This window comes from Micromonospora sp. DT62 (assembly GCF_049847285.1).
Lineage (GTDB): Bacteria > Actinomycetota > Actinomycetes > Mycobacteriales > Micromonosporaceae > Micromonospora > Micromonospora reichwaldensis.
On sequence record NZ_JBNCOB010000017.1, the window covers coordinates 87,074 to 112,379 of the forward strand.

Consider the following 25,306-nt stretch of genomic DNA (forward strand, 5'->3'; position numbering starts at 1 on the left):
GAATACGGTAGCAGCAGGAGCTGTTGTTCCCTCATGTTGAGGCAACCTCAGCATCTCCTACGTGAGGAAGTATCCCTTGGAACCCGTCCCCTCCGGCCGCGACCGCGGCCCCCGCAAGGTCAGCGCCGCCGAGAAGGCGCAGGCCCGCCAGGTGTCCCTGCGGCGCATCGGCGCGCTCTTCGCCCGGCACCGGGCGGCGCTCGCCACCGTCACCGCGATCATCGTGGTCTCCTCGGTGCTCGCCATGGCCTCGCCCTTCCTGCTCCGCGCCGTGATCGACCGGGCCCTGCCCGAGCGTGACCTGCCGCTGTTGGGCTGGCTGGTGGCCGGCATGGTCGCCGTCGCCGCCGTGACCTCGGTGCTCGGCGTGCTCCAGACCTGGATCTCCACCCGGGTCGGCCAGCAGGTCATGCACCGGCTGCGCACCGACGTCTTCACCCATCTGCAACGGCAGTCCCTGGCGTTCTTCACCCGCACCCGCACCGGCGAGGTGCAGTCCCGCATCACCAACGACATCGGCGGCATGCAGAGCGTGGTCACCTCGACCGCCACCTCGATCGCGGCCAACCTGACCACCGTCGTCGCGACGGCGGCGGCGATGGTCGCGCTCTCCTGGCGGCTCTCGCTGGTCTCGCTCGTCGTGCTGCCGCCGGCCATCTGGCTGACCCGACGCGTCGCCCACCTGCGCCGCGAGATCACCGCGCAACGCCAGCGCGAACTCGCCGACCTCAACGTCACCGTCGAGGAGGGGCTGTCCGTCAGCGGCGTGCACCTGGCCAAGACGCTGGGCACCGGCCCCGCCCTGGCCGCCCGCTTCGCCGCCTCGTCGGACCGCCTGGTGGACCTGGAACTGCGCTCCGAACTCGCCGGCCGCTGGCGGATGGCCACCATGAGCGTCGTCTTCGCCGCCATCCCGGCGGTCATCTACCTCAGCGCCGGGCTGCCCGGCGCCGCCGGCACGCTCAGCATCGGCACCCTGGTCGCCTTCACCGCGTTGCAGGGCGGGCTGTTCCGCCCCCTGATGGGCCTGCTCAACGTGGGCGTCTCCGTGACCGCCTCGCTGGCGCTGTTCGCCCGGATCTTCGAGTACCTGGACCTGCCGGTCGAGGTGGACGACCCCGCCGAGCCGGTCGACGTCGACCCGCGCCGGATCCGGGGCGAGCTGCGCCTGAGCGACGTCACCTTCCGCTACCCGGGCAGCGACACCGCCGCCGTCGCCGGGATCACCCTCGACGTGCCGGCCGGCAGCGGCCTGGCACTGGTCGGCGAGACCGGCTCCGGCAAGAGCACCCTGGCCGCGCTGATCAGCCGCCTGCACGACCCGACGAGCGGCCGGATCACCGTCGACGGCGTCGACCTGCGCGACCTGCGCCTGGCCGATCTGGCCGCGATCGTCGGCGTGGTCAGCCAGGAGACGTACCTGCTGCACACCACCGTGCGGGAGAACCTGCGCTACGCCCGGCCGGACGCCACCGACGCCGAGATCGAGGCCGCCGCCCGCGCCGCCCAGATCCACGACCTGATCGCCGGGCTGCCCGACGGCTACGACACCATGGTCGGCTCGCGGGGACACCGCTTCTCCGGCGGCGAGAAGCAGCGCCTCGCGATCGCCCGTACGCTGCTGCGCGACCCGCGCATCCTGATCCTCGACGAGGCCACCAGCGCGCTGGACACCGAGACCGAGCGCGCGGTGCAGCGGGCGTTCGACGAGGTGGCCCGGGGGCGTACCACCATCACCATCGCGCACCGGCTCTCCACGGTGCGCAACGCGGACCGGATCGCGGTGCTCGACCACGGCCGGATCGTCGAGTCCGGCAGCCACGACGGCCTGCTGGAGCGCGCCGGCCGCTACGCCACCCTGGCCGCCTGACGTGTCAGAGTCCGACTCCTGTGCACGCCAGAGGTGTGCCCCGCCGGTGGGCTGACCGGCGGGCGCGCTGCCGTCAAGCCATTGCGGGAAGGATGACCCGTGCCAGCACCGTGAGCGGGGTCCGCCACTGGTCGGGGTCGTCGTAGTTGCCGGCGGTGATGGCCACGGTGAGGTCCAGGTCGGGCAGGACGAACAGGCGTTGGCCGCCGTTGCCCATGCCCGCCACCAGCCGATGGCCCTCGATGGATTCGATGTACCACTGGTAGCCGTACCGCGCGCCCCAGCTGGTCTGCAGGCGTGGCTGGAGCATCGTGTGGATCCAGTCGGCGGGGACGATCCGCTGACCGTCCCAGGTCCCCCCGGCCAGCACCAGCTCGCCGATCCGGGCCAGGTCGCGGGGCGCGAGTCGCAGCCCGGACGCGGCGGAGGCCACTGCGTCCGCGCCGGTCATCCAGTCGAAGCTGCCGATGCCCAGCGGCGCGAACAGCACGGCCTGCGCGTACTGCGGCAGCGACTGCCCGGTGCCGTCGGCGATCAGTCGGCCGAGCAGAGCCGTGGCACCGCCGCAGTAGGTCCATCGGGTGCCGGGCGGCTCGAGGATCGGCCGCTCCAGGATGTACCGGTACCGGTCCGGCGCCAGCTCCATCGCGATCTCGGCGTTGGCCGGGCTGTTGTACGGGAGGTCTTCGCACCATTCCACGCCCAACGACATCGTCAGTGCGTGCTCGACGGTGAGCCGGGCACGCCAGGGGTCGGCCGCCAGGTCGGGGTACTGCGGGAACCGCTGCAGGAGCGGCTCCGCCGGCGGCGGGACCAGCCCTTCGCCGAGCGCGATGCCGTACAACAGGACGGTCACGCTCTTGGTGACGGACCGGATGTCGTGCAGGACCCCGGGCCCGAACTCGACGACGCCCAGCGAGTCGCCCCAGGCGAAGTCCTCACCGGCCCCGTAGTACTCCAGCACGGTGTGACCACCGCGAACCGCCGCGACGGTGTGCAGACCGTCGACCTGGCCAGCTCGAAGTATGTCGTCGAGACGGTCACGCAACTGCGTCGTCATGGCACTCCGAGGGGGGCGATGCCGGCCAGCGGAACAGCATGCTCGTTATACCGGAGTTTCCGCTTTTGCAGCGACCCGGTTGGGAGGGCCAAGCCCGGCCCGCCGCGCGTCCGCAGCTGCCGTTGATCCGCTCGATCTGTTCGCGGCGCCAGTCCACTGAAGTGAACTCGGGTACCCACTCCGAACGGTTCCAATCCACTGTGGACATAAGCTACGCTCTCCGCCGGGCCTACCGACTCGATCGGTAGGTGTGGCAGAGGCAGCCACCGGAAACGGTGGCCGACGCCGTACGCAACCCGGGTGACCTGCGCGATCCGCGGACCCCGGGGCCGCTCTCAGGTGGGTCTTCCGCCGCTGCTACCTGCGCCGCCACCGCCACACCAACGAAGGATCGATTCAGTTGTACGACGCGATCGTCATCGGCGCCCGCTGTTCGGGTGCGTCCACCGCCCTGTTGCTCGCCCAGCGCGGACACCGGGTGCTCGTGGTGGACCGCTCCTCGTTTCCCAGCGACGTCATCTCGACGCACTTCCTCTGGCCGCACGGGATGTCCTACCTGAACCGGTGGGGACTGCTGGACGAGGTCCTGGCGGTCACACCGGCGCACACCACGGTCGAGGTGGTCAACGACGGCATCTCGCTGACCGGCTCGGTGCCGACCGAACTGCTGCGCGAGTACTTCCGGGACCTGCACGGCGACGACTCGGGCGTGGTGCAGAGCTATGCGTCCGTGCGGCGCCGGGTGCTCGACGAGATCCTGGTCGGCGCGGCCGCCAAGGCCGGCGCCGAGGTGCGGACCAACTTCACCGTTCGTGAGCTGATTGTCGAGAACGGGCAGGTCGTCGGTATCCGGGGGCGTGCGGTCGACGGAGAGCTGGTCGAAGAGCGGGCCCGGATCGTGGTCGGTGCCGACGGCCGGAACTCGTTCGTCGCCCGCACCCTCGCGTTGCCGAAGTACGACGAGCGGCCCCGCTGCACGTTCGCCTACTGGAGCTACTGGTCCGGCTTCGACCTGGGCCCGGCACAACTGCACCGGCGCGGCCGGTTGGCCTGCGCGGTGGCGCCGACCAACTTCGACCAGAACATGGTCCTGGTCTGGGGGCCGAGTGAGTGGTCGCGGGAGTTTCGCGGTGACGTGCCGGGCAACTACCAGAAGGCGTTGGACTTCGTCAGTCCGGAGCTGGGCGACGTGGTGCGCACCAAGGGGACCAGGGAGGAACGCATCTACGGCACCCTGGACCAGTCGGCCTTTCTCCGGCCGCTGCACGGGCCCGGGTGGGTGCTCGTCGGTGACGCCGAGTCGGCCAAGGACCAGTGCACCGCGATCGGCATCACCCACGCCTTCCGTGACGCCGAGCTGGTCAGCGCCGCACTCGACCGGTGGCTCCGCGGCGACGCGTCGATCGACGAGGCGATGACCGCCTACGGGGACCGCCGCCGGAGCCAGAACGCTGCCGCCTACCACGACTACGTCTGCACCCTTGCCGAGATGCGTCCGTACCGGCACGACGAGTTGCAACTGTTCGTCGCGTTGCGGGGCAACCAGCAGGAGACCGACCGGTTCATCGCCACCCACGCCGACGTCGCGCCGGTGTCGGAGTTCTTCCAGGCCTCCAACCTCTTCCTGCTCAACGACGCCGCGAAGGAGTCCTCCGCAGACCACGCGGTCTTCGAGGACTTCGCGGAGACCTCCCGCAGCTACCAGCAGAACCTCTTCGCCTGATGATCCACCAGGGAGACGACACCGTGACCACCGAGCTGGACCAGCGTGAAGACGGCGAACTGATCGGGATCATCCTCAAGGCGGCACACTGCCGGGACTTCGAGACCATGGCGCGCACCGCGACCGAGGTCTCCGAGATGACCCGTAACTGGGCCACCCACATCCCGTGGGACGACCTCGCGTCGCTCGAGGGCGCCGACGACGAGCTGGCCCAGGTGGTCGCCGACCTCACCGAAATGTGGGAGCCGGCCCACCTGCGCAACCCCGTCGACCCCGACGAGGAGTACGCCCTGGACAAGAACGCGTACGACTTCTACCGACCCGCCGGCCGCAACCTGCTGACCCGCACCGGGGACTTCTACGGCTGGGTGCAGGCCCGTCGACGCACGGAGACGTGGCAGTACTCCCGGGTGCTGGAGGCGGCACCGGACAGCGTCGCCCAGATCACCAACGACCTGGGCCGGCGGGCCCGCGGCATCAACTTCAACTCGCAGGACTACCTGTCGTTCAACACCCACCCGGCGATCCGGGAGGCGGCGGCCAAGGCGATGCACGACTACGGGCCGCACAGCGCCGGCTCGCCGATGGTGCTCGGCAACACCCGCATCTCCGACGATCTGGAGGCTGCCCTCGGCGATCTGGTCGGGCTCGACCATGTGACGCTCTTTCCGACCGGCTGGGCGGCCGGCTTCGGCGCGGTCGTCGGTCTGGTCCGGCAGTCCGACCACATCCTGATCGACCGGCTGGCCCACTCCTGCCTCCAGCAGGGGGCACGGGCGGCCACCCGGAACGTGGTCCGCTACGAGCACCTCAACGTCGAGGCGGTACGCCGCCACCTGACCGAGATCCGGGCCACGGACACCCGCAACGGCATCCTGGTCGTCACCGACGGGCTCTTCTCGGTGGACGCGGACTGGCCGGACCTCGTTACCCTGCAACGCGTCTGCCGGGAACACGACGCCACGCTGCTGGTCGACGTGGCGCACGACCTCGGCTCGATGGGGCCCGGTGGCACGGGCGTGCTGGGGATGCAGGACCTGCTCGGCAGCGTCGACATCGTGATGGGCGCCTTCTCCAAGACGTTCTGCTCCAACGGTGGCTTCGTCGCATCCAACTCGCCGGCGTTGAAGCAGTACATCAAGATGTTCGGCGGCTCGCACTTCTTCTCCAACGCGCTGTCGCCCGTGCAGACCGCGGTGGTGCGGGAGGCCACCAGGATCATCCGGTCGGCCGAGGGGGACGCGCTGCGGGCCCGGCTCTTCACCGCGATCCACGCCCTGCGCGACGAGCTGACCGGCCGGGGTCTGACCTGCATGGGTGAGCCGTCACCGATCGTGCCGCTACTGATCGGCAACGAGAAGCTGGCGCGGACGGCGAACCGCCTGCTCTTCGACCGGGGGGTGCTGGCGTTCATGGTCGAGTTCCCGGTGACCCCGACCGGCTCGTCCCGGTTCCGGCTTCAGGTGCAGGCCGGGCACCGGCCCGAGGAGGCCCGCGAGGCGGCCCGGATCATCGAGGGCGCCATCGCCGACTCCCGGGCGTACCTCTCCAGCGCCTTCGGCAGCGCTCCCCGCTGAGAGAACGTCTCGTAACGCGATGAAGGCGAGATGCCCGGCGCCCGGACTGGACCGTCAGCCGGCGGATGCCCGTTCCGGTCTGTGAGCCGTTCAATGCGGTGATCGGATCCCGGTACCGCCCACCATCGGATCAACGCAGAGGAGGCACCCTCGGATGAGGGTGCCTCCTGCTGCTCGCTCCGCCTTGCGCGGGAGACACGGGGCGGCCCCGTTCTCAAAACCGTCGCAGAATCAGTCTCATTATTTGGCGGCGGCCGGGTCGAGGTGACGGTAGACGGTGGCCCGCGAGACCCCGAGCGCGGCGGCGATCTCGTCCGCCGAGTGGTCGCCCCCGGCGTGCATCCGCCGGGCCGCCTCGACCTGCTCCGGGCTCATCGCCCGAGGCCGACCGGGCCGGCGTCTGCCCTTCGCCGCCCCACCGCCGGAGGTCGGTGCACCCGCGCCACCGCCGGCCGCCCGCGTGTCCCTGCCGACTCCGGCCGCCGCCGTGCCCACGCCGCCCCCGGCCGCCCGCGTGTCCGTGCCGACGCCTGCCGCCGGCGTGCTCGTGCCGGCCGGCGTGCCCATGTCGCCCGGCGTGCCCATGTCGCCCGGCGTGTCCGTGCCGTCAGCCGGGCCGGGCTCGACCGGGTCGCCGAGCAGGCGGCGCACGCCGTCCAGCATGTCCGCCCGCAGCACCGCGTCCGGCACGTCGACGAAGAAGACGACCGGATCGCTGCACGCGGCGACCGCCTGCACTGCTCGGACCCGCTCCCGGCGCCCCGCGTCGGGCCCGGCGATCAGGTCGTTGGCGCGCATCGCGATCCGTATCAGGCGGTGGTACGTGTCGCCCCGGCCGACGAGCGCGATGTCGTGGAAGAGCATGCCGAGTGGTCGGCGGTGGCCCAGGATGATGTCCACCCAGCCTTCCAGCACCGTCCACCGGGCCCGCTCGGCCGGCCCCTGCTCGGCCGCGTCGAGCAGCGCCTCGAAATCGGCCACCATCGGCTCGATCAGGGCGGTGAGCAGGTGCTCCTTGGTGGGGAAGTGGTAGAGGATCGCGGCCTTGGTCAGCCGCAGCCGCTCGGCGATCTGGCGCAGCGGGGTGCGCTGGTAGCCGTGCTCGGCGAACAGGTCGAGCGCGGCGCGCAGGATCCGGGTACGCGTGTCGTCGGGCGCCTCGGCGGTCATGGCGGCAAGCGTAACGGCGTCTGACCGGTGGCAGGCAACGCTGTTGATTCGGCTGACCGCCGGTCAGTACAGTGTGGTCGTCGGCACCGCCAGCGACAGGAGGGCCCATGCCCGTCATCTCCATCGACAACCTGGTCAAGACGTTCGGCAGCGTCCGCGCGCTCGACGGGCTCGACCTGACGGTCGCGGCGGGGGAGGTGCACGGCTTCCTCGGACCCAACGGCTCCGGCAAGTCCACCACCATCCGCGTCCTGCTCGGCCTGCTGCGCCGCGACGCGGGCGACGTGCGGGTCTTCGACGCCGACCCGTGGCGCGACGCGGTCGCCCTGCACCGCCGGCTCGCGTACGTGCCCGGTGACGTGAACCTGTGGCCGAACCTCTCCGGCGGCGAGGCGATCGACCTCTTCGGCCAGCTGCGCGGCGGCCTCGACCGGCGCCGCCGCGACGAGCTGCTGGAGCGCTTCGACCTCGACCCGACGCGCAAGTGCCGCACCTACTCCAAGGGCAACCGGCAGAAGGTCGCCATCGTCGCCGCCTTCGCCTCGGCCGTCGAGCTCTACGTGCTCGACGAGCCGACCTCCGGGCTCGACCCGCTCATGGAGGCCGTGTTCCAGGACGAGGTCCGCCAACTCAAGCGCGACGGCGCCACCGTGCTGCTCTCCAGCCACGTGCTGGCCGAGGTCGAGGCGCTCTGCGACCGGGTCAGCATCATCCGCGAGGGCCGCACCGTCGAGTCCGGCACCCTCACCGAGCTGCGCCACCTCACCCGTACGGCCGTGACGGTCGAGACCGCGCGGCCGGCGACCGGCCTGGCGGCCCTGCCCGGCGTGCACGACGTGCGCGAGGTCGACGGTCGCACCCACCTGGAGGTCGAGCCCGCCCACCTCGACGAGCTGCTCGGGCACCTCGTGCGCTTCGGCGTACGCGCGCTGACCAGCGCCCCGCCCACCCTGGAGGAACTGTTCCTGCGCCACTACGGCGACGAGCGCGCCGCCGTCCCCGCTGGCGCCTCCGCCCCGGCGGCGGGCCCGACCGACGGTGACCGCCCCGACGCCGACCGGCCGGCGGGTGCCCGATGAGCGCGTTCACCGGCACCGGGCGGCTCGCCCGCCTCGTGCTGCGCCGCGACCGGCTCCGGCTGGCGATCTGGGTGCTCGGCACGCCCCTGCTCGGCTACGCCCTCGCCGGCAGCGTCAAGGAGTTCTACCCGGACGAGGCGTCCCGGGTCGGCTATGCCACCACGTCGGCGTCCAGCCTGGTCGCCCGCGCGTTCAACGGGCCGATCGCCGGCACCGACCTCGGCGCGGTGGTGACCGCCGAGACGTACGTGACGCTGGCCCTGCTCGCCGCGCTGCTGAGCACCTTCGCGGTCATCCGGCACACCCGGCAGAACGAGGAGACCGGCCGGGCGGAACTGCTGGGCGCCTCCGTCGTCGGCCGGTACGCGCTGCTCACCGCCGCGCTGCTGGTGATCGTCGCGGCGAACGTGGCCGCCACCGCCCTGCTCGCCGCCGCGCTGGCCGGCGCCGGACTGCCGCTCGCCGGATCGGTCGCCGCGGCCGCCGCCATCGGCGGCGTCGGCCTGGCGTTCACCGGCGTCGCCGCCGTCGCCGCCCAACTGTCGGTCACCTCCCGGGGCGCCAACGCGCTCGCCGCCGCCGCCGTCGGGATCTCCTTCCTGCTCCGCGCCGCCGGTGACGTGCTGGGCGAGCAGACCGACGGCGGGCTGCGGGTGGTCAGCGCCTGGCCGTCCTGGCTCTCCCCGCTTGGCTGGGGCAACCAGGTCCGCGCCTTCGGCGGCGAACGCTGGTGGACGCTGGCGCTGCCCGTCGCGCTGCTGGTCGCCGGGGTGGCGGCGGCCTACGCCCTCGCCGAGCGGCGGGACATCGGCGCCGGGCTCGTCGCGCCCCGGCGCGGGCCGGCCACGGCCGCACCCGGGCTGCTCAGCCCCGCCGGGCTGGCCTGGCGGTTGCAGCGCGGCGCGCTGCTCGGCTGGGCGGTCGGGGTGGCGGTGCTCGGGTTCTCGATGGGCATCGCCGGCGACGAGTTCAACGCCATGATCGAGGAGAACCCGGCCGCCGCCGAGGCGATCAGCGCGATGGGCGGCGGCGCGAAACTCATCGACGCGTACCTGGCAGCGATGCTGGGGCTGTTCGCGCTGACCATCGGGGCGTACGTCGTGCAGGCGCTGCTACGCACACGCAACGACGAGGCCGACGGGCTGCTGGAGGCGGTGCTCGCCACGGCGGTCAGCCGTACCCGCTGGCTCGTCACCCAGGTGGTCGCGGCGACGCTCGGCGCGCTCGCCCTGGTGCTGCTGGGCGGGCTCACCACCGGCCTCGGCTACGGCCTGGTCGCCGGCGACCCCCTCGGCCGGGCCGTCGGGCTGGGCGGGGCGGCGCTGGTACGACTGCCGGCCCTGCTGGTGGTCGCCGGGGTGGTGACGGCGCTGTTCGGCCTGCTGCCCCGCTGGTCGGTCGCGCTGTCCTGGGCGGCACTGATCGTGTTCCTGCTGCTCGGGCAGCTCGGCGCGGTGCTCGACCTGCCGCAGGCGGCGCTGAACCTGTCGCCGTACACCCATGTGCCGTCGGCCCCGGCGGTCGACCCGGCGGCGCTGCCGCTGGTCGTGCTGACGGGGGTGGCGGTGCTCCTGCTGGCGGCCGGGACGGCCGGCTTCCGCCGCCGCGACGTCCCGAGCTGACAGGGGCGCGCCGACGTGTTCTCGGCCGCTTCAACGGGCACCACTTGGCCAGCTTCCCTCGGCAGCACCTGCGGGGCGCAGGCTCCGATGCGGGGTCTGAAGGGCCCGGCTCCGTGCGGTGATGAGACGCGGCGGCGTCGGGACGAACTGTCCCGACGCCGCTGTTCGTCGTTAGGGGTCTGGGAGCGACAGGCCAGAGGTGCCCGGTCGAAGTACGGCGGTCAGGACTTCTTCGGTAGTTCCTCGGGCCACCGCTGGCGGGCGACGCTGTCCTGCCACTCGGCCACCGGGCCCGACCCGCCAGCACGGGCCGCGGCCCGGTCGACGACCGGGAAGTCCGCCCCGCCCACCAGTTGATGTGTCTCGCGCCCCTGCTCCGTCTTCGCCGCCAGCACGTAGGTCGTGCCGGGCCGCAGCAGCGGCTCGCCTTCCACCCGCCAGGTGTCCTTGCCGAGGGTTCCACCAAGCTGGACCACCCGCAGCGTCTTGACCGGCTCGCCCTTGAGGGACTTGTCCACGGTCACCTCGAAGACGGTGTAGGGCGTGTCGTCGCGTTCCTGCACCTCGACGACACGGTCCACCGTCGCGACGACGACGTAGTCGGCGAAACCGGCCACCTTCGTCTCATCCTTCACGTCGAACGCGTAGGACGAGTGCACCGAGTGCGTCTCGCCCGGGCGCAGCGAGTCATAGGCCAACCACCCGCCAGAAGCCACCGCGACTACGGCGGCGCCTGCGACCAGCGGTCGAACAAGGCGCTTCATTGTCAGCACCCCCATACGCTGTGATACGAGCTGATGTCCCACGACTGCAGGTTGTTGTTCATGTTCGGGTTGTAACAGCCCGGGCAGGAGTCCATCACCGCGATCTCCGGCCCGTGGCCAAGCTTGAGGGAATGGCCGAACTCGTGAGTTCCATTGATTCACCGCGTGTGACAGCGAGTTGTTGTACTTGGTGAAGTCGTCGTAGACCAGCTCACCACCATCGACCGACGTGCAGTGATCCAACGGCCCCAAATCGGCCGACGCCGCTGATGCGAAACCCCCCGTGGCAGCCAGCGTCGAGGCCACCCCAGCTATGGCAAGCATCGTCGCGCAGTTGCCCGCTCTCATCGGCGTGCTTATCGGCACCGTCGGCACGATCGTTGCGACCTCCGTGGCCGATCGAGCCCGATGGAAGCGGAACCAGGGTGTCCGCTGGGACGATCGTCGGCTCGACGCGTACGTCGAGTTCGCGCGGGTGATCAAGGAGATCCACGCCGTGGCGGTACGAATGCTCGCCGACGAGCGACCACACTCCCGCGGGCACCGGATCGACCGGGAGGAAGGCCTCGCGCAACTGGCCGACGCGGACGTCCGGCGCACGCTCGCCTGGGAGAGCCTGCTGCTGCTCGGGAACGCCGCGACGGTGTCGGCGGCGCGCGACTGGCGGGATGCCGTGTGGGGGATCGAGATGGTTGCTCGCGGGCTTCGCCAGGGCGACGACCATGCCGACCTGCTACAGCGGGCCAACGAGGCGCGGGACCTCTTCTATCGCGCGGCCCGTGGCGGCCTCGGCGTCCGTGGCGGTTCCGTCGCCCAGGCCAGGGCGCTCGAACCGAGGCTGGACGAGATCCGGGCGAGCCGGACGTCCGAGAGGTCCGCGCAGGCCGCAGGATGACGGTCGAGCGCGACCGGCCGGCATGCGTGGCGAAGGTCGGCTGCCGGCGGGACGGTGGACGACGCGCGGGCGCGACGCCCGGGTGTCAGCCGGGATAGCGGGTCCGCCACCAGGGATCGCACGGCAGGGACCTCTGGATCGTGCCTCTGCACCTACGCTCTCCCTGCGGAGCTGACCGCACCGTCCGAGTAGGAGGAAGCGTGCTGCGACAGCGTGGGTACTGGCGGGAGAACGGCGACCAGATCAGCGCGCAGGAAGCCTGGGACGCCTGGGCCGAGCACGCGTACGACATCCTGGTCGAAGTGGCCCGGGGCTACCACGCGATCATCACCTACGGCGAGTTGAGAGACAGATTCCAAGCCGCCTCGGGCATTCGGACGTCCGCTCTGTTGCAGAACTGGATCGGCAGCGTCCTCAACCGGGTCATCCGCGAGGCCCGCCGTCGGGGTGATCCGCCGCTGAGCGCGCTGGTCGTGCGGGCCGACGACGGGATGGTCGGCCCCGGATACGACGAAGTCCTCCGGATCATCGGGGAACCTCAGGTGGCGGACGAGATGGCCAGGGAGGAGCATGCCGCCCAGGCCCGGCTGGCTTGCTACCACCACTTCGGGGCGGCTCTGCCGGCAGGTGGCGGCGTACCCGCGCTGGCGCCGAAGCTGCGGGAGACCCTGAAGCGCCGACGCGATCAGGCCCCCGAGCCTCGCCGGCCGGTGTGTCCCACCTGCTTCGTCCAGCTTCCAAGGAACGGTGTCTGCGACTGCGGGTAGGGGCCGGCGGGCGGAACGGGCGCCGTGGCGACCACCGGAACGGCGGTCACCGCCACCCGCTGACCTGCCCCTAGGATCTCTGGCATGCAGGAGGGCCGGTGGACGACGATCACGCCGTCGCAGTTCACGCACGAGCGGGAGGCGCTGGCGCACGTCCAAGCGCTGCTGCCCGACACCGAGCCCTACCGCGCCTGGTCGAACTTCACCTTCACCGCGCAGACCGGCCACCCCTACGAGGTTGACCTGCTGGTGGCGGGCCCGGGTGGGCTCTACCTCATCGAGGTCAAGAGCCTGACTGGCCGGCTGACCTCCAGCGGCTCCAACTGGATCCTGTACGGCCCGAACAGCACCCGCACGTTCGACAACCCGTTGCACCTCGCCGACGCCGATGTCGTACGTGCAGCGTCGTCCGTCGGCTACGGCCGCGCCGAGCCGGTGGACGGCGGAGTCGCCGGAGCTGGCGGCAGCGATGCGGGCAGAGGAGCGGCTGACGGGCGCCAGGTCCGCCGGTGGGTTCCGGGCACTGACGGTACGCCTCAACCGGTACGCCCCGGCCCGCGAGGAACTCATCCGGCGTTTCGACGCCCGGCCGGTCAACGTGGCGGCCCGCTTCCTGGACCACCTGCACGCCCTCGTCGACGCGCGCCCGAAGCCGACCTGGGAGACGGTGCTGAGAGCCGACATCGCGGAGCCCGGCTCCCGGCCGGCGATCAAGCTGGGCGAGTACGCCGAGCAGGCGTGGCAGCTCGCCGTGCCCGAGCTGCGCGCGGAGCTGCGGGCCGGGGAGGGGCCGGTGCTGCTGCACGACGCGGCGGTGCTGGCGCGTTACCGGGCGGTGGACCGGCTCTACGCGCTGGCCGACGCGGCGCGGGGCGGGGCGGGGGACGTGTGGCTGCTCTGCCCGATGGAGGATCCGGCGCTGCTGCCCAAACTGGACGGTGCGGTCGTGCGGGTGGGCGACAACGAGTGGATCGCCCTACCGGACGCCTGGGTCGTCAACGCCCACCGCAGCGCAGTCACCGCTTGACGACCGGCCCGTCGGTTGATCAGGCGCGGGTGCGGTGCCGCAGCCGGGTCGAGACGACCGCGCCGACTGCCATGAGGACCGCGACGATCAGGGACGGCAGGGCGTCGGGCCGGTGCAGCAGTTCCCCCGCCGACCCGGCGTTGCCCAGTTGGTAGAGCGTGCCCAGCAGGAGGGTGGGAGCGACGGCAATCAGCAGTCGCTGGTCGGCCGTCGCCACCCACAGGAAGGCGCCTGCACCGACGATCACCATGGTGGCGGCAATGATCTGCGAGCTCATGTCGACCCTGCGGAAGCCTTCCGCGGGGATCAGATGCAGGGCGAGTATGCCGGCGGTGACCAGAATGGCGTTGGCTCGGGGCGCCGGCGGCACGTCCGCCGGACGCCGCAGGCCCACCATGATCAGAGGAGTGGCGACAACCGGTGCCCACCACTGCGGCAGGCCGTTGAGGAACAGGTACTGAGAGATCGCGGTCGGCACCACGACCGCAGCTACCACCAGGACGGCAGCGGTGCGGGTGCGGCCCGTGACGAGCGCCACCAGCGCCGCGATCACCATGACCGCGTGGATGCCCTGATCCCGCAGGACGGCCAGGGGGTCCGCGAATCCGCCGAACTGGAACGCCTCGACGAGGTCGTCCAGGCCGATGAGCGCACCCAGCGCCAGCACCGCCATCGCACCCAGGTGGATGCCCTGCCAGAGCAGCACGGCGGTGGGCCGGGCCGCGGTGCTGCCACCGTGCACCTGTAGGGCGCCCCGGATGAGCGAGGCTGTCTCCCGGATGCTGGGCCAGCGGCGGGTGGTGGATTCCTCGCCGATCAACGTGTCGATCAGTTCGTCGGCACGTTCGCGCCGATAATCGGCCGGATAGGCCCGCAGCAGCATGCGGTAGCGCTTCTCCAGGACATCAGAACTCATGCTGGTCTGATCCTCGCGATAGAAGGTTGATGGGTGCTTCCCTGCGGGAAGCTCTGGTGCGGCAGGCGATCCGTGACCACCCGGGCGGCTCGGGCGAGCCGGTCGGCTTCCTCGGCGAGTACGCGGTAGCCCTCGTCGGTGAGCCGGTAGTAGCGGCGGGCACGCCCGTTGACGATCTCTTCACCATCGGCGGTGATGAGTCCCTCGCCGAGCAGCCGGTCGATCACCGAGTACAGCGAGCCGGCAGCGAGGGTCACCCGCTCATCGGACAGCTCAGTCACCCGCTTGATCACGGCATAGCCGTGGAGAGGGCCACCGAGTAGGGCAGCAAGGACGAAGTACGACGGTTCCCGCAACGCGGGACGCGATGTCGATCGCATGATGCGAATATACAAGTCACTTGAATATCTAGGCAAGATGACCGTACGTCCTGGCCGTCTCACCCGAACGTCCCCACTAGACGGCGCACGCCGGGGCGTCTGGGCCGGCTCGGCAGCTGCCGCGAAAGCGCACTGGGCGGACGACGATCGGCATCCCGCCCGCCGGCACCTTGCCACCCGTCGCGCCGATCGCGTCACCGAGCATCAGCCCGAGCACGCAGCCCCGCGCGGCTGCGAGCTGCTCCGCCGTCACCTTGGTCACCCGGGGAAGCATGGGAGCGGATGGCACGCGGGCGTTGCGGGGTCGGCGGGCTGACGACCGGACGGAGGCCGGCGAGCTGGACGTATATCTCGCGCTTGTCGGTCGCCTCGCCGCGCCGGTTCAGGACGTAGCCGGTCAGCCAGATCCAGCCGGCGTACGTCGGTTGGTCGCAGACCGAGACGACGCGGAAGGTCAGGGCGCGGTCCCCGGCGAACTGCACCGAGGCCCGGCCGTCGACGGCGAGCAGGTCACCGGGGGAGGGGCACGCGGTCACCAGCGGCCGGAGTTGCGGTGGTGCTCCTCCGGCGGCCGGCACTCCCGCGCGTGCATGGTCTGCCAGTCGCGCAGTGCCCGCCTGATCCGGTCGTTCTCCTGGGTGAGCAGCCGTACCGTCTCGTTTAGCATGGCCAGCTCGTCGGCCACCCGGGCCTGGAACTCGCGTACCTCCACCTGGTCGACACCGCGCCGGCGCGCGGCGAACTCGCGGGTCCGCACCTCGTGTGGCGTCAGCCGGCCCGGGTAGCCGGCGGGATGGGGCTGAGCACCTCGGTACACCTGAGCCACGACGATCCTCTCTGCGGGCAGGCGGGAGCGCGGAAGCTCCGCGCGGTGGGTCTGGAAGGGCGGGTCGTCCGCGTGGGGGCCGCGGACGACCCGCCCGCTCGGCCGCCGCAGCCCGATTCAGCGGTACGACAGCAGAGCAGCCGGACAGGGCCGGGACGGGCACGGATACCCGCCCCGACCAGGGGGATGAGCCGAACTCGTTGCCACGCGAGGAGCGGCTCGACGCCAACACTAACGACTTACTCGTGTATGTCAACCACTGGTTGTTGTCGCGCGTGGGCGGTTCGTGATCGAATTGGCGAGCCACGCAAGGAGCGCCATGCCTACAACACCCGATTACATCCGCATCGCCGACGACATCGTCGCTGGTGTCAGGGCCAAGAGGCTCAAGCCTGAGGACAAGCTGCCGCCGATCGCGCAGATGGCGACGGACTACCGGGTCGGCACGTCCACCATCCAGATGGTCTACGTGCGGCTCGAAGCGTTGCGCGTCATCCGCCGGCATCAGGGCAAGGGCATCTTCGTTACAGACCCGAAGACCTGGATGCGGGAGCCGTAGGTAGCGGACCGACAACGGGAACGGGCCCGATGGGTACCCCGTCCCGTCGGCCGTAGAGCTGTCGTCAGGTGATCGACGGGACGCTGCTCTCGTCCGACCTGCGGGAGCAGGCTGAATCGTGCAGCCGCGCCCGCTGACTATCGCTCAGCTCGCCGACGGGTCGCGTCGTGACGACGTGCTCGCCGTCGCCGACCTGTATGCGCCCGGCCAGGATCTCGGCAAGGTGCCGCCGACGAACGCGTGTCGCACCTGGCCGCGCTGAGGTACATGGACTCCGGGCTGGCCGAGCGCGCCGACTGGGAGCACGTGTGGGTCGACCCCGAGTGGGGCGCCTCGCCGGCGGACATCTACGTCGGCTTCCTCGCCGAGACCACCAACCGCCTCCACCTCACCGACGAGGCGCTCACGTCGTGGTGCCCTGCTCGCCGGGGATGGTGCGCGGCTGCCTGCCCGACGACGGCGACACGGCCGAAAGGCACCGGGGTTGCAAGACGAAGGCATGACCGAATGGCTGCCGTCGAGTGTTGGGGATGACCATGCGCGGCCAACTGTCGGGTCGTCAACCTCTCGACGAGATCGCCGACCCGACGCAGCGGTACGACGATGCCTCGATCCGGCTGCGGCCCGATCTCGACCGGCACATGGTGCGGGCGGCCAGGTCGATGCCGCCGACCGGTCTACCTGCCTGGCGTCAGCGAGGAGGCACTCGCTGGCCTCAGGTTCAGCAGCGCCCCGCCCCATCGGCTGGCGGTGGCGGCCCTGGCCGCCGGCCGCGACGTCCCGAGCTGACGGGGGCGCGCGAAGGTGGTCACGGTGCGGCGAGGGGTTCCCGGGACCCGGCGTCGAGCAGTGTGCCCACCCGTGCGATCGCCTCGCGGATCATCGTGCCGTACGCGTTGTCCGGCAGCTCCGCGACGAGGGGCGCCGCGACCGTCAGGTGCTCCCGGGCGCGGGCAACATCGCCGGCACGGCGGTACCCGTCGGCGAGGTTGAGGTGCAGCGACGGCAGCAGGGCGCGGACCCGCAACGACGCGTGGTCGCGCTGGACGCGCTCGTCGCTGAGGTAGGCGACGGCAGCGAGCGCACGGCGGTCCCACGCCACCTCGTCCGTGACCGAATCCTGCAGGTCGGCCAGGTGATGCGCGATGGTGCAGCGGTGCAACGCGTCCCCGGTGTCGCCGACCTGCTCCCAGACCTCGGTGAGGGCCACGCGTGCGGCGGTACGGTCGCCCGCCGCACCCAGGTCCAGGGCGCGGCCGATGCGCGTCATGACGTCGGCGTCGTCGGCGTCGTCGGTGTCCACTGTGCTCCTCGCGGTGGGGCCGGGCAGCCGGCCGTCGGGCTCTCGCCGCACAGGCTGCGGGCTCGACCCACTCGAGGGTCAAGCGCTCGTCGCCGACTGCATCTCTGGAGGTGGGACCAGGCCCTCCGACGGGTGCGCCAGCTGGGGTAGCGGATGACCTGGCCGCGGCGAGGGCCGGAGCCACCGAACGATGCGAGGCCTCGGAGAAGTCCCCGGGATCCGACGCCACGCTCTTCAGCGGCTAGCGCAGCGCGCGCCGAACTCGCGGGTCCGCACTTCGTGCGGCGTCAACCGGCCCGGGTGACCGGCGGATTTCGGTGTCTCGGCGGGTGGCGGGCTTGGGCTCATGATCGTGTGAGTTGGAGCCGGCCACATTGGTAGGTGGCTTCCGGGTGAGCGACAAACGATCACCGGTGCTCTAGCACAACACCGAACGCGAGCGGAGGTCGTCCACAGCGGGGCCGTTGTCCACAGCGCTCGTGTGGGCGAATGGCGGGCGGTGGCCGTGTCCGGCACGGTCGGCGGCGTGAACCCTGTGCTGCGGGCCATGCTCGACCGTAACGGCGGGCTCGTCACCCGACACGCCACCTCGCAGGTGCTCCCGCGCTGGGTGCTGGAGGATGCGTCGCGTTCCGGACGCCTGCTCCGGGTCCTGCCCGGGGTCTACGTGGACGCAGCCCTGGCCGACGGCAGGGGGAGCGCGCCTCCGCTGGCCCGGGTCACCCCGGTCCTGGCCCGGCGGGCGGCCGTGGCCTACACGGGTGGGCGTGGCGCGCTGAGTCATCTCACCGCACTCGAGGTGTGGAAGCTGCGCCGTCAGATGCCCGGCGAGCCGGTACACCTGGATGTGTCGACCCGTGCCGGGCTGCGCAGCGGACCCCACCTGGTCGTACACCATCGGCGGTCCTTCGCCCCGGAGCCACCTCATGTGCTGGTCCGCGACGGCGAGCCGGTCACCCGGTTGGATCGGACGCTCGTCGACGCCTGGCCGTTGCTGCATCCGGCGGACCGGCCGGCGGCCATCATCAGGGCGGTCAACGACCGGCTGACCACCCCGCGACGGATCGCCACAGCGTTGGCGACCGCGCCGAAGCTGGCGGATCGTGCCGCACTTCGAGGGCTGCTGGACCGGCTCGACGCCGGCTGCCGCAGTCCGTTGGAGATCTGGGGGCACGACCGCGTCTTCGTCGGGCCGGGAATGCCGGCGTTCCGACGACAGGTGCGGGCGCGGCTGGGCGGACGGGTGGTCTACCTCGACCTGTTCGCCGAGGCCGAGCTGGTCGACATCGAGCTGGACGGCGCGACGACCCATGGCGACCTGCGGGAACGGGAGATCGACCTGCGACGCGACGCACTGTTGGCGGCCCGGGGCGTTCTCGTGGTCCGCTTCAGCCACCGCCGGCTGCTGCACGAGCCCGACGAGGTGCGTCGCGAGACCCTCGCCATCCTCGCGAACCGCCGCAGGACTCCACGCCCCGACGCCGGACTGGGATGAGCTCAAGTCGAATGAGGGGCATGGGCGGCCGTCTCGGCACGGCTCTGCCGACCATGATCGTTTGATAGGAAACCGGTGGAATCCATCCCCACGCCCCGGTTGGCCATCAACTGATCATGAGAGTGATCGAGACAGATGAGCTGTGCCACCTGTGGAGGCGTCGGCTGTTCGGGGGGTGGCGTGGAGATCGACATGACGGCACGCTTGTCGGCGTGAAGGCCTTTGTGGGGGTTACGGACGAGAAGTGGTACCGCTTCCTGGCCGCCCGTCCCGAGCTGAACGAGGTCAACTTCTGGCGGCCTTCGGGCGGCGGGTTCCGCGCGCTCACCGCAGGCGAGCCGTTCTTCTTCAAAGCCCACCATCCGCTCAACCGCGTCATCGGTGGTGGCTTCTTCAGCGGCTTCACCCAGCTGCGAATCTCGGAGGCATGGGAGCTTTTCGGGGAGGCCAACGGCGCGGCGAGCATCGACGAGATGCGCCGCAGCGTCGGCCGCTACCGCAGGCAGCCGATCGCACCCGACGAGGACCCCGTCATCGGCTGCATCTTCGTGCGTGACGCCAACTTCTTCCCGGACGAATCCACCGTCGGTCCGCCGCCGGAGTTCAAGTCGAATGTGGTGCAGGGCAAGACGTACGACCTTGCGGACGCCGCCTGGGGCGACTACTTCGAACTGCTGATCCATCGCCTGATCGGCACGACTGTCGAACTCGACCTCAGTGAACCCTGGCATCGGCCCGGCCCGGTCTACGGAGATCCACGGCTGGTGCCACAGCGGCTGGGCCAGCAGTCGTTCAAGGCCGTGGTGCTCGGGGCGTACGGCCGACGCTGCGCGATCACCGGCAACAGGGTCCAGCCGGTGTTGCAGGCCGCGCACATCCGACCGTTGCCGAAGGGTGGTGAGCATCGCCTGGACAACGGCCTGCTCCTGAAGTCGGACGTGCACATCCTCTTCGACAAGGGCTACCTGGGCGTGGATCCCAAGTATCGACTCGTGGTCAGCCCTCGGCTTCGCAGCGAGTTCGGCAACGGTGACCAGTTCTATGCCAAGGCGGGCGAGCAGATAGCTGTTCCAGATCGCCGGCCCGACCGCCCGAACGCGGAGTTCCTGGAATGGCACCTCGACACCGTCTACAAGGCGGCCTGACCCACAGCCGGGGTTGAGCGTCAGTCGACGAGGCTGACGTCGTCAGTTCGGGTGGGGTGGTTCGTCGAGGATGGCGCTGAAGCGTTCCTCGGCCAGGTCGAGCTGGCCGAGGATGTGCTCCTTCACCGGCGCCGACAGGGGAGTGTCCGGCCGGGTGACGAGGTCCCGGTAGACCGGCACGAGCGGCCGGTACTTGCGGGCCGACGAGGTCACCTTCGGGCCGACGGTGTGGATGACGCCCACCCCGTTGTCCGTGAAGTCGGAGATCTTGATGACCCGCGCCCACGGCTCCCGGTCCAGGCTGGCCGCCACGTGCTCCCGGTACTGGACGTGCTTGTCGCGCCCCGGGTCGTACGCCGGATTGGTGACCGCGCCGACCAGGCGGGCCACCCTTGGCCCGAACCGCTCCGCGAGCACCGCCAGGGCGGCGGCGGTGACGTCCTCGCCGTCGTGCGCCCCGGCACGTTCGCCGCAGGACGCGGCGGCCAGCTCGTCGGGGTGGTCCTCCACCGCGTCGTGCAGCAGGCCGGCGACGATCACGTCGACGTCGCGGACCTGGTAGTGGTGCATCATCCGGATCGCGACCCGCAGCAGGTGGTTCAGGTAGGGCTCGCGTACCCGCCGGTCGTCGCGGTGCAGCTCGGCGGCCAGGTCGAGGGCCTCGGTGAGCCGTTCCCGGGCGGCCTCGTCGAACGCGCGCAGCTCCAGCCGGAACCGGGCCAGCAGGCCGGGCTCGCCGTGGATTTCGGTGATCGCGTGCATCGGCATGGTGGCCAGGTAGGCGGGAAACTCCATCCGCCACTTATAGCCGATCTTCACCCTTCCGGGGGTCCCTGCCGTCGGCCACCCGACGCGGGACCCCGGCCGATCGTCACCGCGACGCCGGGTCGGACGCGTCCGGTCAGGTGCCGCAGACGCGCTTGACCAGGCGTACGGTGGTGCCGTCGGCGCTGCCGGCGACAGTGGCCTCGTCCATCAACCGGGTCATGATCAGCCGGCCACGGCCGCGCTCGCCGTCGTCCGGGCTGGCGTCCCGCCACCCGCCGGTGTCGCTGACCACCACTTCCAGCCGGTCGGCGCGCAGCCGCCCCCGGACGGTGACCGACGCGTCCGGGGCGAACCGGTAGCCGTGCTCGATCGCGTTGGCGCACGCCTCGCCGGCCGCGATCAGCACCGCGTCGACGTCGGCCTGGCCGATGCCGAGGCCGGTCAGCCACTCCCGCAGCGCCTCCCGCGTGGGCGCGAGCTGCCCGGCGTCGGCGGTCAGCGTCGCGGCGAAGACCGCCGGCTCCCGATGCCGGTAGACCAGCACCGCCACGTCGTCGTTGCGGGTGTCGGGCAGCAGGTCCCGGACCATCCGGTCGGCCAGCGCGCCCTCGGGCAGCTCGCGGCCCTGAGTGAGCGCGGCGACCGCCCGGGAGATGCCGGCGTCGATCAGTTCGCGGCGTCGCTCGATCAGCCCGTCCGTGTAGAGCAGCAGCGTCGAACCGGATTGCAGCCGCGCCCCGGCCTCCGGCCGGCGGGACACCGCGACGCTGGCCAGCGGCACCGAACCGGCGTGGGTCAGCAGGTCGGCGGAGCCGTCCGGGTGCACCAGGATGCCCGGCGGGTGGCCCGCCGAGGAGTAGCGGAGCACGCCCAGCGAGCGGTCGATGATGGCGCAGAAGACGGTGGTGCAGGCGCCGCCGGGCACCATCCGGGCGAAGTCGTCCAGCGCGGACAGCACCTCGGCGGGGCTCTTGGCCTGCAGGAGCAGGGCGCGCGAGGCGCTGCGCAGCTGCCCCATCACGGTGGCGGCGGGCAGGCCCCGCCCCACCACGTCGCCCACCACCACGCCGACGAGGTCGCCGGGAAGCTGGACCACGTCGTACCAGTCGCCGCCCACCTCGAGCGGCGCCACCGCCGGCTGGTAGCGGGTCGCGAACCCGGCCGGCAGGTCGACCGGGCCGAGCATCGCCCGCTGCATAGCCAGGGCCACCGTCCGCTGCGTCTCGAAGGCCCGCGCGCGGACCAGCGCCTGGGCCAGCGCCGCGCAGAGCTGTCGTACGAGCGGCAGGTCCACCGTCTGCACCGACCGGGGCGGGTCCAGCTCCAGCCACACCCCGCCGGGTGCCCCGCCCGGCTCGACGCGTGCCCCGAGCGCGGTCACCCGGCCCGCGTCGTCGACGACCAGCTGCGGCTCGCCCTCGGTGGGCAGCCCGTCGAGCGCCCGCTGCACCTGCGGGGTCAACGTCAGGCCCTGGGTCACCGCCAACGGCGTGCCGGCGGCGTCGGCGCAGACCGCCAGGCCGCGGGTGCCGTCCAGCAGGGTGCACAGCTCGGACAGGCCGGCGTCGAGCACCTCGGCCACGTCGGTGGCGCGGGCGAGCCGGCCGGAGAGCGCGGCCAGGGCGGACTGCCGGGCGGCGGCGCGGACGTCGGCGGTCACGTCGCGCAGGGTGGCGACCCAGAGGCGGCGGCCGGTACGCGGCTCCCGCAGCGAGTTGTAGACCGCCTCGGCCCAGATCCGGTGCCCGTCGGCGTGCCGCAGCGGCAGGGTGGCCCGTCCCCGGCCGGAGCCCCGCGCGGTGCGCAGCACCTCGATCAGCAGGCGCCGGTCGGCGGGCGCGGCGTCGGCCTCGGGCCACCACGGGTGCGGTGGCGCGACCGGCGTCGCCAGCTGGGCGGTGCCGACCAGGCGGCAGAACGCCTCGTTCGCCTCGACCAGCGCGCCGCCGGCGTCGACCACGGCGAACGCGTCCTGCAAGGACTCGATCAGGGCCGCCCGCCAGGTCGCCTCCTCGTTGCGCAACCGGGCCAGCTCCAGGTGCGCGCCCACCCGGGCCAGCAGCTCCTCCGACGAGAAGGGCTTCGCCAGGTAGTCGTCGGCCCCGGTCCGTAGCCCCTCCACCGCCGCCTCCTCACCGGCGCGCGCGGAGAGCACGATGATCGGCAGCCCGGCGGTACGCCGGTCGGCGCGCAGCGCCCGGACCAGCCCGAAGCCGTCCAGGCGGGGCATCATCACGTCGGTCAGCACCAGATCGGGCACCCGCTCGGCGATCCGGTCGAGCGCCTCCCGGCCGTCGGCCGCGACGACCACCCGGTGGTGGGGTGCGAGCAGGCTCGCGAGGAACGCGCGCAGGTCGGCGTTGTCGTCCACCACCAGCACCGTCGCGGCGTCCCGGGCGTCGTCGTCGGTCGCGTCCGCCTGGGCGGGCGCGGCCTCCGGCAGCCAGTGCAGGGCCTCGGCGACGTACGTCTCGTGGGCCGGCTCGTGGGCCCGCTCGCGGCGCGTGGCCGAAATGGTGGGCCGGCCGTACGGCAGGCGGACGGTGAACGTCGAGCCCTCGCCCTCGACCGAGCGCACGCTGACCTCGCCGCCGTGCAGGTGGACCATCTCCTGCACCAGCGCCAACCCGATGCCGGTGCCCTCGTGCGACCGGCCGCCGGTGCCGCGTACGCGGTGGAAGCGGTGGAACAGCAGCGACTGCTGGTCGGCGGGGACGCCCACGCCGGTGTCGTCGACGGTCAGCGTGACGTGCGCGTCGTCGCCCCGCAGCCGCAGCCGCACCGCGCCGGCCAGGGTGTACTTCAGGGCGTTGGAGAGCAGGTTGACGACCACCTTCTCCCACATGTCGCGGTCCACGTACGCGGTGCGCGGCAGCGTCTCGACGTCGACGCGGTAGGTCAGCTCGGCCTGGCGCATCGCGTACGCGAACGACTCGGCGACCCCGACGGTGAGCGCCGGCAGGTCGGTCTCCACCCGTTCGGGGTCCAGCCGGCCGCCCTCCAGGCGGGCGAAGTCGAGCATGTCGTCGACCAGCTTGCGCAGCCGGCCGGTGTTGCGGTGCACCAGCTCCAGGCGTTCGCGCTGGCCCGCGGGGAGCGGCTCGCGCCGGTCGGTGAGGCTCTCCCGGACCGGCCCGGCGATCAGCGTCAGCGGGGTGCGCAGCTCGTGGCTGACGTCGGTGAAGAACTCCGTCTTCGCCGCGTCCAGCTCGGCCAGCGCGGCGGCGCGACGCCGCTGTGCCTCGTACGCCAGCACGTCGCCCAGCGCCGTCGAGACCCGGCTGGCCACCAGGTCGAGGAAGCCGCGGTACGCCTCGTCCAGCTTCCGGAAGGGGCTGATGCCGACGACCAGCACGCCGGCCGGGTGGGTCTGCCCGGTGGCCAGCAGGGGCAGCACCACCACCTCGTCCACGGGCACCCCGACGACCGCCCCGGCCCTGGCGCGGGGGCCGCCGGGCAGGGCCACTCCCCGGATCCGTGCGGGGCGGCCCGTGCGCGCGACCTCGCCGATCTGCGGCAGCCACCCGGGACCCGCGGCGGCGTCGTCCTCGGCCACGCCGACCGAGGCGGCCAGGACCAGGTCGTCCGCGTCGGCCCCTCGGCTGCCGCCCGGCCCGGGGCCGGTGAGGTGGCCGTCGTCCGGCGCCACGCCCCCGGGACGTAGGTAGATCATCGCGGCGGGCAGGTCGGCGGGGCTGCCGGTGAGGACCCGGGCCGCCGCCCGGACGGCGTCGCGGGTGGTGTCCGCCGCCGCGATGGAGATCGAGCCCAGCTCGCGCAGCGTCTCCAGCCGCCGGTCACCCAGCACCCGGGCCGTGACGTCCGTGGTGGCCACGAAGACGCCGGGAACCCGGCCGTGCCCGGCGCGTACGGGGCTGTAGGAGAAGGTCCAGTACGTCTCCTCGAGGTAGCCGTGCCGGTCGAGCAGGAGCAGCTGGTTCTGCGCGTAGGTGGCACCGTGGCCGGCGAGCACGTGGTCGGTGAGCGGGCCCAGCTCGGCCCAGACCTCCGGCCAGCACCGCGCGCCCGGCTGACCGATGGCGGCCGGGTACTTGTCGCCGAGGAGCGGGGTGTACGCGTGGTTGAAGATCTGCACCAGTTCGGTGCCCCACCACAGCAGCATCGGGATCTTCGACGGCAGCACCGTGCGTACCGCCGCGCACAGCTCCGGCGGCCAGGTCTCCACCGGACCCAGGGCGGTGGCAGCCCAGTCGGTGGCCCGGTGCGCGGCGCTGGTCGGGTCGTCGCCGGCGAAGAGGTCATCGACGGACGCACCGGCGCCCGCCGGTCCGACGAGCTGCTTCGAATCCACGTCCCGGCCCCCTGTCCCCGCGCTGGTCTCCGGGTCGCAAGCAGCCGC

At 71.9% G+C, this 25,306-nt stretch carries 22 protein-coding genes and 1 pseudogene; 13 read left to right on the forward strand and 10 right to left on the reverse strand.

Going from position 1 to position 25,306, the window contains the following annotated elements; genetic code table 11:
• Positions 1–76: 76 nt before the first annotated feature.
• Complete coding sequence (locus tag ACPXCB_RS21865) at positions 77–1,870, forward strand: ABC transporter ATP-binding protein (protein ID WP_425877457.1); 1,794 nt, start codon at positions 77–79, stop codon at positions 1,868–1,870.
• Positions 1,871–1,943: 73 nt separating this feature from the next.
• Here the strand turns inward: ACPXCB_RS21865 and ACPXCB_RS21870 are convergent, their stop codons facing one another.
• Positions 1,944–2,930: a serine hydrolase domain-containing protein gene (locus tag ACPXCB_RS21870; RefSeq protein ID WP_425877419.1), complete on the reverse strand. Its 987-nt coding sequence runs from the start codon at positions 2,928–2,930 to the stop codon at positions 1,944–1,946.
• A 394-nt stretch (positions 2,931–3,324) separates the two neighbouring features.
• Here ACPXCB_RS21870 and ACPXCB_RS21875 point away from each other — a divergent pair, with 394 nt between their 5' ends.
• Together ACPXCB_RS21875 and ACPXCB_RS21880 are read left to right on the forward strand one after the other, a co-directional pair.
• Positions 3,325–4,653 (forward strand): NAD(P)/FAD-dependent oxidoreductase, encoded by a 1,329-nt coding sequence (locus ACPXCB_RS21875; RefSeq protein WP_425877458.1) that lies wholly within the window; start codon positions 3,325–3,327, stop codon positions 4,651–4,653.
• 23 nt (positions 4,654–4,676) lie between these two features.
• Positions 4,677–6,230 (forward strand): aminotransferase class I/II-fold pyridoxal phosphate-dependent enzyme, encoded by a 1,554-nt coding sequence (locus ACPXCB_RS21880; RefSeq protein ID WP_425877420.1) that lies wholly within the window; start codon positions 4,677–4,679, stop codon positions 6,228–6,230.
• Positions 6,231–6,470: 240 nt separating this feature from the next.
• On the opposite strand, the gene ACPXCB_RS21885 is transcribed toward ACPXCB_RS21880, so the two are convergent.
• Complete coding sequence (locus ACPXCB_RS21885; RefSeq protein WP_425877421.1) at positions 6,471–7,400, reverse strand: TetR family transcriptional regulator; 930 nt, start codon at positions 7,398–7,400, stop codon at positions 6,471–6,473.
• Between the two features lie 107 nt (positions 7,401–7,507).
• Here ACPXCB_RS21885 and ACPXCB_RS21890 point away from each other — a divergent pair, with 107 nt between their 5' ends.
• Positions 7,508–8,479: an ATP-binding cassette domain-containing protein gene (locus tag ACPXCB_RS21890; RefSeq protein WP_425877422.1), complete on the forward strand. Its 972-nt coding sequence runs from the start codon at positions 7,508–7,510 to the stop codon at positions 8,477–8,479.
• Positions 8,476–10,101 (forward strand): ABC transporter permease, encoded by a 1,626-nt coding sequence (locus ACPXCB_RS21895; protein WP_425877423.1) that lies wholly within the window; start codon positions 8,476–8,478, stop codon positions 10,099–10,101. The genes ACPXCB_RS21890 and ACPXCB_RS21895 overlap by 4 nt, the downstream gene beginning before the upstream one ends.
• A gap of 221 nt (positions 10,102–10,322) precedes the next feature.
• Here ACPXCB_RS21895 and ACPXCB_RS21900 read toward each other — a convergent pair whose 3' ends face one another.
• Positions 10,323–11,171: a hypothetical protein gene (locus tag ACPXCB_RS21900; protein ID WP_425877424.1), complete on the reverse strand. Its 849-nt coding sequence runs from the start codon at positions 11,169–11,171 to the stop codon at positions 10,323–10,325.
• 7 nt (positions 11,172–11,178) lie between these two features.
• Here ACPXCB_RS21900 and ACPXCB_RS21905 point away from each other — a divergent pair, with 7 nt between their 5' ends.
• The 4 genes and pseudogenes from ACPXCB_RS21905 to ACPXCB_RS21920 all read left to right on the forward strand — a co-directional run bounded on the left by ACPXCB_RS21905 (position 11,179) and on the right by ACPXCB_RS21920 (position 13,554).
• On the forward strand, positions 11,179–11,760 hold the full coding sequence (locus ACPXCB_RS21905; protein WP_425877425.1) for a hypothetical protein: 582 nt from the start codon (positions 11,179–11,181) through the stop codon (positions 11,758–11,760).
• A gap of 200 nt (positions 11,761–11,960) precedes the next feature.
• Positions 11,961–12,527: a hypothetical protein gene (locus tag ACPXCB_RS21910; protein WP_425877426.1), complete on the forward strand. Its 567-nt coding sequence runs from the start codon at positions 11,961–11,963 to the stop codon at positions 12,525–12,527.
• A gap of 84 nt (positions 12,528–12,611) precedes the next feature.
• Positions 12,612–12,860: pseudogene (locus tag ACPXCB_RS21915) on the forward strand (NERD domain-containing protein); the annotation flags it as partial.
• 55 nt (positions 12,861–12,915) lie between these two features.
• Positions 12,916–13,554, forward strand: a complete 639-nt coding sequence (locus tag ACPXCB_RS21920) for a hypothetical protein (RefSeq protein ID WP_425877427.1) — start codon at positions 12,916–12,918, stop codon at positions 13,552–13,554.
• 19 nt (positions 13,555–13,573) lie between these two features.
• On the opposite strand, the gene ACPXCB_RS21925 is transcribed toward ACPXCB_RS21920, so the two are convergent.
• The 4 genes from ACPXCB_RS21925 to ACPXCB_RS21940 all read right to left on the reverse strand — a co-directional run bounded on the left by ACPXCB_RS21925 (position 13,574) and on the right by ACPXCB_RS21940 (position 15,676).
• The gene (locus ACPXCB_RS21925; protein WP_425877428.1) at positions 13,574–14,437 is read right to left on the reverse strand and encodes a hypothetical protein; all 864 of its coding nucleotides are present in this window, start codon (positions 14,435–14,437) and stop codon (positions 13,574–13,576) included.
• A 29-nt stretch (positions 14,438–14,466) separates the two neighbouring features.
• Positions 14,467–14,850 (reverse strand): PadR family transcriptional regulator, encoded by a 384-nt coding sequence (locus tag ACPXCB_RS21930; protein WP_425877429.1) that lies wholly within the window; start codon positions 14,848–14,850, stop codon positions 14,467–14,469.
• Between the two features lie 194 nt (positions 14,851–15,044).
• Positions 15,045–15,386, reverse strand: a complete 342-nt coding sequence (locus ACPXCB_RS21935) for a hypothetical protein (protein WP_425877430.1) — start codon at positions 15,384–15,386, stop codon at positions 15,045–15,047.
• Complete coding sequence (locus tag ACPXCB_RS21940; RefSeq protein WP_425877431.1) at positions 15,383–15,676, reverse strand: DivIVA domain-containing protein; 294 nt, start codon at positions 15,674–15,676, stop codon at positions 15,383–15,385. Before ACPXCB_RS21940 ends, ACPXCB_RS21935 begins: the two co-directional genes overlap by 4 nt.
• A gap of 319 nt (positions 15,677–15,995) precedes the next feature.
• Here ACPXCB_RS21940 and ACPXCB_RS21945 point away from each other — a divergent pair, with 319 nt between their 5' ends.
• The gene (locus ACPXCB_RS21945; protein ID WP_425877432.1) at positions 15,996–16,235 is read left to right on the forward strand and encodes a winged helix-turn-helix domain-containing protein; all 240 of its coding nucleotides are present in this window, start codon (positions 15,996–15,998) and stop codon (positions 16,233–16,235) included.
• Positions 16,236–16,353: 118 nt separating this feature from the next.
• Positions 16,354–16,497 (forward strand): hypothetical protein, encoded by a 144-nt coding sequence (locus ACPXCB_RS21950; RefSeq protein WP_425877433.1) that lies wholly within the window; start codon positions 16,354–16,356, stop codon positions 16,495–16,497.
• A 546-nt stretch (positions 16,498–17,043) separates the two neighbouring features.
• Here the strand turns inward: ACPXCB_RS21950 and ACPXCB_RS21955 are convergent.
• Positions 17,044–17,505: a hypothetical protein gene (locus ACPXCB_RS21955; protein WP_425877459.1), complete on the reverse strand. Its 462-nt coding sequence runs from the start codon at positions 17,503–17,505 to the stop codon at positions 17,044–17,046.
• Between the two features lie 559 nt (positions 17,506–18,064).
• Between ACPXCB_RS21955 and ACPXCB_RS21960 the strand changes: the two genes are divergently transcribed.
• On the forward strand, positions 18,065–19,033 hold the full coding sequence (locus ACPXCB_RS21960; protein ID WP_425877434.1) for a DUF559 domain-containing protein: 969 nt from the start codon (positions 18,065–18,067) through the stop codon (positions 19,031–19,033).
• A gap of 212 nt (positions 19,034–19,245) precedes the next feature.
• Entirely contained in the window at positions 19,246–20,178 is a 933-nt protein-coding gene (locus ACPXCB_RS21965) for an HNH endonuclease (protein WP_311412635.1), read from the forward strand.
• A 42-nt stretch (positions 20,179–20,220) separates the two neighbouring features.
• Here the strand turns inward: ACPXCB_RS21965 and ACPXCB_RS21970 are convergent, their stop codons facing one another.
• On the reverse strand, positions 20,221–20,973 hold the full coding sequence (locus ACPXCB_RS21970) for an HD domain-containing protein (protein WP_425877435.1): 753 nt from the start codon (positions 20,971–20,973) through the stop codon (positions 20,221–20,223).
• A gap of 106 nt (positions 20,974–21,079) precedes the next feature.
• Entirely contained in the window at positions 21,080–25,258 is a 4,179-nt protein-coding gene (locus tag ACPXCB_RS21975) for a SpoIIE family protein phosphatase (protein ID WP_425877436.1), read from the reverse strand.
• Positions 25,259–25,306 lie beyond the last annotated feature (48 nt).

Excerpts from the sequence above, each read along its gene's own strand:
- ACPXCB_RS21870 (WP_425877419.1), bottom strand. The coding sequence starts at position 2,930 with ATGACGACGCAGTTGCGTGACCGTCTCGACGACATACTTCGAGCTGGC.
- ACPXCB_RS21885 (WP_425877421.1), bottom strand. The coding sequence starts at position 7,400 with ATGACCGCCGAGGCGCCCGACGACACGCGTACCCGGATCCTGCGCGCC.
- ACPXCB_RS21890 (WP_425877422.1), top strand. The coding sequence starts at position 7,508 with ATGCCCGTCATCTCCATCGACAACCTGGTCAAGACGTTCGGCAGCGTC.
- ACPXCB_RS21895 (WP_425877423.1), top strand. The coding sequence starts at position 8,476 with ATGAGCGCGTTCACCGGCACCGGGCGGCTCGCCCGCCTCGTGCTGCGC.
- ACPXCB_RS21905 (WP_425877425.1), top strand. The coding sequence starts at position 11,179 with ATGGCAAGCATCGTCGCGCAGTTGCCCGCTCTCATCGGCGTGCTTATC.
- ACPXCB_RS21920 (WP_425877427.1), top strand. The coding sequence starts at position 12,916 with ATGTCGTACGTGCAGCGTCGTCCGTCGGCTACGGCCGCGCCGAGCCGG.
- ACPXCB_RS21925 (WP_425877428.1), bottom strand. The coding sequence starts at position 14,437 with ATGCTGCTGCGGGCCTATCCGGCCGATTATCGGCGCGAACGTGCCGAC.
- ACPXCB_RS21930 (WP_425877429.1), bottom strand. The coding sequence starts at position 14,850 with ATGCGATCGACATCGCGTCCCGCGTTGCGGGAACCGTCGTACTTCGTC.
- ACPXCB_RS21945 (WP_425877432.1), top strand. The coding sequence starts at position 15,996 with ATGCCTACAACACCCGATTACATCCGCATCGCCGACGACATCGTCGCT.
- ACPXCB_RS21955 (WP_425877459.1), bottom strand. The coding sequence starts at position 17,505 with ATGACGCGCATCGGCCGCGCCCTGGACCTGGGTGCGGCGGGCGACCGT.
- ACPXCB_RS21970 (WP_425877435.1), bottom strand. The coding sequence starts at position 20,973 with ATGGAGTTTCCCGCCTACCTGGCCACCATGCCGATGCACGCGATCACC.